11 protein-coding genes are annotated in these 8,393 nt (G+C 41.4%); 7 read left to right on the top strand and 4 right to left on the bottom strand.

What is annotated here, in order from left to right; genetic code table 11:
• Together H595_RS0118740 and H595_RS0118745 are read right to left on the bottom strand one after the other, a co-directional pair.
• Window positions 1–252 (bottom strand): transposase (locus tag H595_RS0118740; RefSeq protein WP_027672542.1); only part of this gene is annotated, 252 nt, incomplete at its 3' end.
• Window positions 212–2,863, bottom strand: a complete 2,652-nt coding sequence (locus H595_RS0118745) for an NACHT domain-containing protein (protein ID WP_027672543.1) — start codon at window positions 2,861–2,863, stop codon at window positions 212–214. The genes H595_RS0118745 and H595_RS0118740, both read right to left, overlap by 41 nt.
• Window positions 2,864–3,132: 269 nt before the next feature.
• On the opposite strand from H595_RS0118745, the gene H595_RS23610 reads away from it, so the two are divergent.
• The 5 genes from H595_RS23610 to H595_RS0118785 all read left to right on the top strand — a co-directional run bounded on the left by H595_RS23610 (window position 3,133) and on the right by H595_RS0118785 (window position 6,568).
• Complete coding sequence (locus H595_RS23610; RefSeq protein ID WP_051219990.1) at window positions 3,133–4,167, top strand: nuclease-related domain-containing protein; 1,035 nt, start codon at window positions 3,133–3,135, stop codon at window positions 4,165–4,167.
• A 431-nt stretch (window positions 4,168–4,598) separates the two neighbouring features.
• Window positions 4,599–5,129: a hypothetical protein gene (locus tag H595_RS0118760; protein WP_156886026.1), complete on the top strand. Its 531-nt coding sequence runs from the start codon at window positions 4,599–4,601 to the stop codon at window positions 5,127–5,129.
• A gap of 268 nt (window positions 5,130–5,397) precedes the next feature.
• Window positions 5,398–5,607, top strand: coding sequence for a cold-shock protein (locus tag H595_RS0118765; protein WP_027672545.1), 210 nt, complete (start codon window positions 5,398–5,400; stop codon window positions 5,605–5,607).
• Between the two features lie 437 nt (window positions 5,608–6,044).
• Complete coding sequence (locus tag H595_RS0118780; protein WP_027672546.1) at window positions 6,045–6,275, top strand: type II toxin-antitoxin system CcdA family antitoxin; 231 nt, start codon at window positions 6,045–6,047, stop codon at window positions 6,273–6,275.
• Complete coding sequence (locus tag H595_RS0118785) at window positions 6,275–6,568, top strand: CcdB family protein (RefSeq protein ID WP_027672547.1); 294 nt, start codon at window positions 6,275–6,277, stop codon at window positions 6,566–6,568. Before H595_RS0118780 ends, H595_RS0118785 begins: the two co-directional genes overlap by 1 nt.
• A 3-nt stretch (window positions 6,569–6,571) precedes the next feature.
• Here H595_RS0118785 and H595_RS0118790 read toward each other — a convergent pair whose 3' ends face one another.
• Window positions 6,572–6,895, bottom strand: coding sequence for a hypothetical protein (locus H595_RS0118790; RefSeq protein ID WP_027672548.1), 324 nt, complete (start codon window positions 6,893–6,895; stop codon window positions 6,572–6,574).
• A gap of 350 nt (window positions 6,896–7,245) precedes the next feature.
• Here H595_RS0118790 and H595_RS23975 point away from each other — a divergent pair, with 350 nt between their 5' ends.
• Together H595_RS23975 and H595_RS0118800 are read left to right on the top strand one after the other, a co-directional pair.
• The gene (locus H595_RS23975; protein ID WP_084153650.1) at window positions 7,246–7,641 is read left to right on the top strand and encodes a guanyl-specific ribonuclease; all 396 of its coding nucleotides are present in this window, start codon (window positions 7,246–7,248) and stop codon (window positions 7,639–7,641) included.
• Complete coding sequence (locus H595_RS0118800; protein WP_027672549.1) at window positions 7,641–7,991, top strand: barstar family protein; 351 nt, start codon at window positions 7,641–7,643, stop codon at window positions 7,989–7,991. Before H595_RS23975 ends, H595_RS0118800 begins: the two co-directional genes overlap by 1 nt.
• Window positions 7,992–8,159: 168 nt before the next feature.
• On the opposite strand, the gene H595_RS0118805 is transcribed toward H595_RS0118800, so the two are convergent.
• Window positions 8,160–8,393, bottom strand: a 234-nt coding sequence (locus H595_RS0118805; RefSeq protein ID WP_027672550.1) for a transposase domain-containing protein, incomplete at its 5' end; no start/stop codon positions are given.

An 8,393-nucleotide genomic window follows, 5' to 3' on the forward strand; every position in this document is an offset into this window, starting at 1 on the left:
CGGGACTTCCAGCTCTATTTCACCATGCACAGAGCGCACAGTTTTACTGGTTTTACCGTTGCGGGAATTACCGGTTTTTTTACCGGCCGGGTCATGTTTGGCGTAACCAAGATGGTGTTCCATCTCAGCTTCAAGGGCTCGTTCAGCAAGCTTTTTGGTCAACTGGCGCAATAGGCCTTGCTCGCCCATCAGATCTTCAGGAGATTTGCAGTCAGCTAACAGCTGATCCAGTAATTGGTCTGTAATTGGCATTCTTTATCCCTTCTAAGGAGTTAGATAGAATGCCACTTACACAGTTTTTTTTACAGACTCCATACTTATCGATGGTTTCTTGCGATATCGATGTTTCTAGTCTAGAGATCAGTTCTGCTTTATTTTTGCCGTTATATGATTCCAATATTCTCAAAGATACATCTTTGTTTTTAACTGCAATCCCTCCTCTGCAAATGTAATCGATAATCCACGAAACATCACGGCTTTGTTGTGCATATAGAGAAAGAAATTCTGTCCACCAAGCCTTTGATTTTAGTAGTTTCCCTAAATTTATCGAATGATTAACTTCGATTTCTTTGGCTGCTAAATACTCTTGAAACTTCAGATGGCCAAAGTCATAAGATTCATCTTCATTGACGTGAAGAATCTCACATGGAGATATCATTTCGGAAAATATTGATTCGTAATTTGGCAGTGATATGCTTTCTCCCTTTAATATATTAAAAGCTAATTGCTTTGTAAAATTTCTTTTCTTTAGAGAGTGAATGTTAAACGCTAAAATGTAAGAGGCTTTTAAAATATCCTCAGGAGAATTGATAGTTCTGGAAACTTGTTTGTACTGATCCAGTTTGCCAGATAGCAAGTCGAATCTACGCTGATAGAGTGCTGATTCTGTGGTGGGGAGAGCTACATTATTCTCATGCAGAACAGCAAGTATGGTTGATGAAAGAGGATTGGTCACGATTTTGTCTAGGTCAGGGTTATTCTGTAGGTGGTCGAGAATTGTCTGGACTCTCGTCTCATCATTGAACCACTTAGAGAAAAATTGTTTCTTCTGAGCCTTTGTAAAGGGTAGTAATGATATGCAGGCAAATCCCAAACTCAGAGTATCATCAACAGTATGCCTCGCCGAAGTTATCACCTGAGCTAAAGGGTAGTCTTCTTTGAATTTTTTTAAGTACTGTATTACATCTGGATACTTGCTGATGCATTCATCGATACTGTCCAGAACAATGACTGAATTTTTTTCTTTTAGGTTGCTTTTGAAATCACTAAAAGACAAGAGAGTTTCATTTTCGAATATCGAATTGTATATCGCAAGGCTTATTGATATTTCTGAAGGGTTGCTAATGTTTTTGAATATTTCGTTTAATGTTGAGTAGAATATGAATTTCTTTGTATCTCTTTTGTGGAGGTTCAAGGTGTACGCTTGAAGGTTTGTAGTTTTTCCTGAGCCTGCTTCCCCCGATACTAAGATGTCGACGCCGGTGTCAAATACATCAATTATTTCGCTATTAATTTTTGTACTCAAAATTTCGAGTGTCTTATTGCTGAGTTCGTCTTCTGATTTTTCTGTAGGGTTGTCTATATTATATGGTCTTAAATCTACATCGTGTTTCGTAATGGAATCAATGAAGTTTATTATACCGCTGCATTTTTTAATTAACTCTAGCCTCTCTGGCATTGAAATAGTTAATGAATTAACTATTTTATTTTTCACGAGATTTAGCGCTTCTATTAAATGACTGCTATCTACTTCAACCTCGACCTCATTGTCAGAAATCATTTGCTCGATTTTTCCAACTCTGGACTTTATACTATTGATGCTTATTCTCAGCTTTATTATTTTGTTCCCGGCTGTTTTGTAGAGTTTTTTGCTTTTATCGTCTTCATTGGAATTTTGGTCTAGCTGGGATAAAAAGTTTGTTATAGAGTCATTTGATTTGTCTTTAAATTCTCTTCCACTCTCAGAATTTAGTAAAATTTCTAACTCTGACTCTAAAAGGAATAGTTCCTCTTTATTGCTTTTCAAGTCAATTTTTTGTTCTTTTTGGGCTGACTTCAATCCATTTGTTTTTTCTATATTGTAGTATGTGTGACCTGTAATTTTCTCTGCGTAGAGGTTTATAAAGTCTATTTCCTTTTGCTTTGATTCGAGCGAAAGAAATTTTTTAATTTCCCTTTTTGGAATTAGCTTGCTTTTAATAAATTTCAGGATGTTTTTGTGTGATATGTTAAAGCCAATGTTGCAGTATATGTTGCTTATTTCTTTTTTGTTTTTGTAGTTTAGCGAGTTCCAAATGGCTTGGTTGTGCCGATTTACTGCTTCAAATATTTTACCCCAAACCTCTGTAGATTCTCCTATGAAATTGCTAAGTAAATGAGGGTTGTGCTCCTTTAATAAACTGTATATTTTCTCTCCATCTAATATCTTTACACCTTTTTTGGTCAGCTCTTTTATTGCTCCATTAGAACTTTCTGCAACTCTCTCTGAAATTTCATAGGGGGTTACAATATATATTTTTGATATTGATAATTCATCATTAGTGTCTATATCTATAATTTTTTCATGTTTAATTTGTTCTATCTGAACTAGGAGTTGAGCAATGTTTTTACCTTGTGAGTTAGCGCTAAATTTAATTTTTTTTACTTGGATGCCAATTGGGTCTTTGCAGCCAAACTCATCTACTTTGAAAGCGATGAGATCTTTCCCTTTTTCATTTTGCCCTCCATTAAAGTCAACGCGACATTTCAAAATGCATGAAAAAAGAGGCTTCAATATTTCAGTTGTAAAAATATTTTCATTAATACTTTGAGACTTTTTTAGGAATTTCTCTTTTGCGTTTGCTGTGGCGGTAGTTCGATTCATGAATAATCCATTTCAATTTCTATATTTTTACAAGTATATGTTAATTCAGACATGTGGTTGGTCATTAGATTTACTTGAAATCGAGCACTGGTCAAGAGATTAGTTCCTCAGAAAATCGATCGGGTCAGTGACATTGATATCGTAAGAGCTTTAAAAGCCCTAGGGGGCAGGCTTTCAAAGTTGAGCATGAGTAAGTACTTAGGCATATGGTTCTTGCCGATTAATTCTTATCTTGCTAGCATCACTATTCCATAAATCAGGGACGCCTTATGCGCTGGATGCGTTTTACTTTACCGCTATTGCTGCTGATCTCCCCGCTGGCCTTTGGCGAAAAGCAGTACACTGAAGGGGCGTGTTTGCTGTTGCAGCACCAGATGGTGCAGTTTTCAGCTCAGCCGAATAGCCATAACTACCACAGCGCTAAGCGCGAAGTTGATAACCACTGCCAAAACCCGATACCAGCACCGGTAAAAGATCTGGTGCTGACCAATATTCCCGCCAAACCCATCACGGTTGGCGGCGTTAAAAATACGGTAACCACCAAGCCGGTTAACAACACTGCTGCCGCTAAAGCCGCAACACCGCCGCCGGTTAAACCAGCGCCTGCTGCAGCGCCAAAACCTGCCGATGTACTAACTGCACTATTCGCACCTGTGCTGGTATTTTTTGGCAGCATCTTGGCTTTGCTGTTGATGCTTGCCATGGTTATAGTTTTACTTGCATTTGTTGCTGCCCGCTACGGCGCACGCATTAAAGGCGCGCTGGCCGAGAGGCAATTGCATCGCATATTACTGCGTGAGCTACCGACCAGCTATCAGCACTATCGTAATTTGGTCATACCTACCGCAAAAGGTGATTTAACCGAGGTCGATCATCTTGTAGTTAGTGCCTATGGCATTTTTGTTATTGAAGTGAAAAACTACCGTGGTTGGATTTTTGGTGGAGAAAAGCAACCACAGTGGACAGTGCAGCGTTTTCGTAGCAAGAATCAGTTTATGAACCCACTGCGCCAGAATTACAAACATACCGAAGCAGTTAAGCATTTACTGGGGCTAAACGGCAAAGACACTGAAGCCGTGCATTCTGTGGTGGCTTTTAGCCAACGCGCCGAGTTTAAATTTCAAATACCGGCAAACGTGATGTATACCGATCTGGTAGGGGACTACATTAACCGCTTTAATCAGCCGTGCTTTAGTGATGAACAACTGCGGCAGTTTAGCTCGAGGTTAAATATGGCGCTAAGTAGCCGTAAGGTGTTGACCAAAATGCATTTAGCTCAAGTAAAGGCAGAGGTTAAAGGGTGAAGCAAAACCTGTTCTTGGGGGCGTTACTGATGATCTTGCTAAAAGGTATTAGCGAAACAGGCGAAAAAGAAATCATTAACCGCGATATTCCACCGCACGATTGTGAGTAATAATGTCTGTGCATGTGCTGCAAGATAGCGGCACTTATTTTTACCGCGTATACGCGACCAGCTTCCTTGTGAGCTTTTAAAAATCGGTGTTTTTGTTTTTTTTATTCTATGCTGTAACAATTAGTTGTTGTCTTGCCAGCATCTGGGTAATGAGAAGAAACGCGGATGAAGTATGTTAACGTGATATTTTTGAAATACCTTTTGTTATTGGTTTTGACTCAGACGCTACACGCAGAGCCTGCGAGGTTTTTCTATTCTCAGCTGCCCCCTTACGAGCAAACTAACGCTGATGGGCACGCTGATGGCATTGGTATTAAGGCCGTGACTAGCGTTTTAAACGACGCCGGTTTTACAGCAATATTTGAACTTTACTCTATACAGCGCGGCTTAGCGGCCCTGCAAGGCGATATTGATTTTACCACTATAGTTGCACCATCAGCGGCGTTACAATCGGAGTTTGTATTGAGCAAACTGCCGGTGTACTTAATTAAGTTGGGCGTGCTGCGCCTAAGTACCACAGAGAAGTTGGCCGATCTTTCATCTTTGCAACAGCACGACTATGTAAGCCTGCGCGCTACCGAATTTGCTTATTTGCCCGACACCTTTGCTTTGCCTACGGAGTTTTTTGCTAAACAGTATAAAGTCGACTCGCTGGATGATGCATTGCGGCTAATCGCACATGAGCGCTACGCTTATTTTCTTAGCTACTACTTGAGCAGACAGGAGTTAAAATACCCTTTCCTGGTATTTGATGAACTACTGACGTTACCGGTGTATCTTGCCATGTCTAAAGCTCATCCTAAAATGGAAGAGATGATGCTGCGTATCGACACGGCAATGGCTAAGCGCTGAGTTTGATACAGATGCACTTTTAATACGGGCGGCTGCGGTTTTGTTAGTGATGTCTATGTGCGGTATTTAACATAAATAAAATAACACTAGACAGGTATCAGTTAACACTATAGAGTCACCTCCAGCTAGAAAGAAGTCTATTATTTACATCCTACATTTCGTTGTTTTATTCGTAATCCTCCGTCCTGCAGTTTTTAAGTTCAAGTCAATATTTTTAAGCAATTCAAGCCTCTTGAAGGCATTACTATATAAATTTCAGGATATTATTATGTCTAATACAACTACCGGAATCGTTAAGTGGTTCAACGAAGCGAAAGGCTTTGGCTTTATTGAACAACAATCTGGCCCGGATGTTTTTGCCCACTTCAGTGCCATTGCCAGCGAAGGTTTTCGAACCCTTACAGAAGGCCAACAGGTGCGCTTCGTTATTACGAATGGCCAAAAAGGGCCACAAGCCGAGAATATTGTAACTATCTAATAAATAGTTAAGTGTAAAAAAGGCAGACCCAACTGGGTTTGCCTTTTTTTATGCTGCAAATGACGTGTTTTATCGCATGCTATAATGCCTGTATGGTGTGCTAGCATCGCGCGGTTTATTCCTGAATACAGCGCTTCTCGCGTACCAGCCACCAGATCACGAAATGGGGTCGTCACGAAATGGAGTCGGGTCTTGCCTTTTGCCCTCCGTGATAGCTTTTGATGCTGAAAAACAGCCGCAGTGGACGGTACAGCAAGCACCAGTTTATAAACCCGCTACGCCAGTTTAGCGCCCGGTTAACTATGGCAAAGACCTGTAAAAAAGTGCTGCGCAAACGGCATAAGTAGCAGTTTGGGGCTTAGTAAAATTTGCGCAGGTTATTTGCGCATAAAATTTGCGCTATACTACTGCTTATTACCTTACAGCGGTGCTTGAATATGAACCAAACTACAAAAGCAGCTTGTAATACCTCAGTAGATGCAGCGTTGTTAGCCGAAGCTAAGTCACTCAACATCAGCCCGTCTGTGGTGTTAGAGCAAGCTTTGCGCAAAGCAGTTAGCCAGGCTAAAGCTGACTTATGGCAAGCTCAGAATGCCGATGCGATAGCAGCTTATAATCAGCAAGTTGCTGAGCACGGCACCTTTGCTGAGCGGCTCGGGCAAATATAGTGCTGCAACAGTTTAGCGTTGCCCGCATAGAGCAACAACGGGTTGTGGTGCTGACTAATACCCTGTTTCACAATATTGATGTCTTGCTGGTAGCGCTGATTAAGCCGAAAACAACCGCTGCCTTATTAGCCCAATTCCAAATACCCGTCACTATTGAAGAACAAGCCAGTTATATCGACTTGCTGGATATTGCTTCTGTATCGGCAAAGCGTTTAAAAGCCACGGCAGTGGATTTACAAAGTTACCGCCAGCAAATCAAAGCAGGCCTTGATTTGCTAATTGACGACTTCTGAACCTTATGGGTTAGATCCAATAGTTACTGTATTTGTACTGAATTGCGGCAATAACCGGCATTTCTGTCGGTCTGGAGATTCTGCACAATCTGCCAGTGCCAGTTCAATGCAATCAAAATACAGCAGCATACAGCCAATTACTGCCGCGCCTAAGCAGTAAAAAGCACCTTTATTTAACGTTACCGCTTCAACATGGCTGAACAATCCTTTAAGCAGTAGCGACAGGTAATAGCCAAAATAACCAAATCCGAAGACTGTAAGAATTGCAAATAGCGTGAGCCCAGCAGTTAATTGCCATGTTGCCAGCTCATTTTCGTCTTTATGCATCAAAATAACCTTGGTGAAAGAGCGGGAAATGGGGGCGTATCTTGTTTATTGCCATTTAAAAGAACTTTAGGAATCTATACGATCGAATCTATAGGGTCAGTGACATATATATTGTGAGCATTTTAAACTCATAACAAAATTAAACCAGCCTCTTAGGCAAATCCGCAAAGTAGTATCTGGCTGTTAATAGATAGGTTCAAAACGTTTGTTACTGAAGTAACTGTTCAAACAAATGCCGGCTGGCTTCGCCAATATCGGTATGCGTCTATCCCAAAAGTTATTAGAGTCAGATAAACATTTGCGCTATTGTCAGCGATGATTATGTTTATAAACCTCGAAAAGGATTTTTGATGAAAAAGTTTCTCGCGTTGTTGCTGGTGTTGGCTGGCATTTACCATTTTCAGGGAAGCAATTTAAGCGAAAGTATTAAGGCTGATTATCAACAGGTTGATATCCAGCATCCGCAGCAACATTTGTCTGCCCAGCAGCGTGAGCTGCAAAAAACGCTTCTGCGGATCCGTAATAACGGCCCCTTCCCATATGATCGCGATGGTATTACTTTCCATAACAGAGAGCGTTTATTGCCATTAAAAGCGAGTGGTTACTATCGGGAATACACTGTTGATACGCCGGGCCTGTCGCATCGCGGGCCGCGACGCGTGGTAACCGGAGGTAATCCGCCGGATGTTTATTACTACACCGAAGATCATTATCGCTCGTTTCGCACTATTTCTGGTGCTCAATAATGGAACAAGCTGATCACAGCGCTGTTTTGATTCACTACGCTGAAGCCCCGACTCATGCTATTTGTCTTTCGAAAGACGGCAGCCTTAACCAGCAAACCATCTTAGCCAGCTTGCAAGTGCATTTTTTGTTTCCTGATTATTTTGGTGAAAATTTAGACGCCGCCTTTGATCTGTTGCTGGACGTTGTTGATACCCTTAACCAGCCAACTGTTTGGCAATTTTGTACAGGGAAGAACTCAAACACAGATAATGATGCGTTGGCTCGTTGGCAGCAATTAATGCAAGACGTAATAGATTATGCATCCGGCAAAGGGGTAATGCTGCAGGTTGAGTTATTTGTCGAGCCGTAGCGCGAGCATGAACTTTCAAAGGCAGAACAAAAACTTAGCATCCTCTAGTTGAGGTAACGAACTATGTTTTTTATGCTGCCAACAGTTATGAATTTGAGCCAATAACACTATGTATGGAATACCGTAAGCGTTGCAGCAACCACACCGTCGGCGTGATTGCCGTGTAGATCAGAATGGCAACAGCTTTGTCAGCTTGTCTGGTGTATCTGCGGTGGGCAGCTCTTTAAACAACCTGGTCAGGTAATCATAAGGTTCTAATCCGTTGATTTTGGCAGTTTCGACCAAGCTGTAGAGTGTCGCACTGGCGTTGGCACCTGATGTGGTGTTTGCAAACAGCCAGGCTTTACGGCCGATGACGAATGGCTTAATAGCACGTTCGGCGCGATTGTTGTCGATGTTCAG

It is taken from the genome of Rheinheimera baltica DSM 14885, assembly GCF_000425345.1.
In the GTDB taxonomy this organism is placed as follows: Bacteria; Pseudomonadota; Gammaproteobacteria; order Enterobacterales; family Alteromonadaceae; genus Alishewanella; species Alishewanella baltica.